The sequence below is a fragment of the Shewanella sp. Iso12 genome (genome assembly GCF_012030025.1).
Classification (GTDB): Bacteria; Pseudomonadota; Gammaproteobacteria; order Enterobacterales; family Shewanellaceae; genus Shewanella; species Shewanella algae.
In genome coordinates this window covers 1-927 of record NZ_JAAUHW010000034.1, presented here as the reverse complement: position 1 = coordinate 927, position 927 = coordinate 1, and the positions used below count along the sequence as shown (strand labels likewise).

The 927-nt window shown below is 51.3% G+C and carries 1 protein-coding gene; it reads right to left on the bottom strand.

The window, feature by feature from the left end; genetic code table 11:
* Positions 1 to 811, bottom strand: an 811-nt coding sequence (locus HCX89_RS22605) for a phage terminase large subunit family protein (RefSeq protein WP_167717521.1), incomplete at its 3' end; no start/stop codon positions are given.
* Between the last annotated feature and the right edge of the window lie 116 nt (positions 812 to 927).

Here is a 927-nt window from a genome sequence, read left to right as displayed (position 1 = left end):
AGGCGGTTTTGGGGTCGTCCCCATGCCACTTGATACCAAAGGGCTCGTCTTTGCCACCCCACTTAAGCCGCTGTAACTCACCGCAGTGAGGACACGGCAAATAGAAATGAAAATGGTGAGGGCTTTCGCTGCAGGCCTTCTCCATTTGACAGCGGCCAAGGATCTTTGGCGTTGAACCACGGATAGACTTGGGGAACACCGACAGCTCAACTCGAGTATCACCAAGCCCGGTAGCATTACCTTCATGCTCAATGGATTCATCGAAGCCGGCGAGCTCATCGTAAATCACATCATCGGTTGATATTTCACGATAGTTGGCAGCAGCCGTGCCACCTCGAACCATCAAGGTTTTGCCGTTGGAAAACATCTTATCTTCCAACGTGCTGTCTTTATGCTTTTTCCCCAGCCATGGCGCAAGAGCGCGCCATACTGGAATGTCCCGGATAGCCGTTTCAACGTGCTTCTTCATAAAGCTGACGGCTTGCTTATCGCGGGGCTGATAGATAAGCACATTGCGCTTTTTGTGCTCTATCTTATAGCTGGCATTGGCCATCAGCATTTTGGTGTAACCAACCCGCGCCGACTTCATCACATTCAGAGTGGTGATCAGGTCGTTACCCATGGCATTGAGAATGCCAACCTGGAACGGCAGACTCTTCCACTTACCCTCTGAGTAACTGGACTCAGACGACATATAAAAATGCTCATCGGCGTACTCAGCGCATGTCATCCTTGGCGGGCGCCACATGGCTTTGAGTCCAGCAGTAACCGCAGCTTTCAGATTGTTAATCTGTGCTGCGGAGATATTCATCCAGATAATCCTCTATACGTTCCCCGATGCCTGACGCGATATTGCCCGCCTTGATGATTTCGGCGCGCATGGTTTCCAGTTGGTGTTCGTCGGTGTCGGGGTGTTGCCTTTTGACA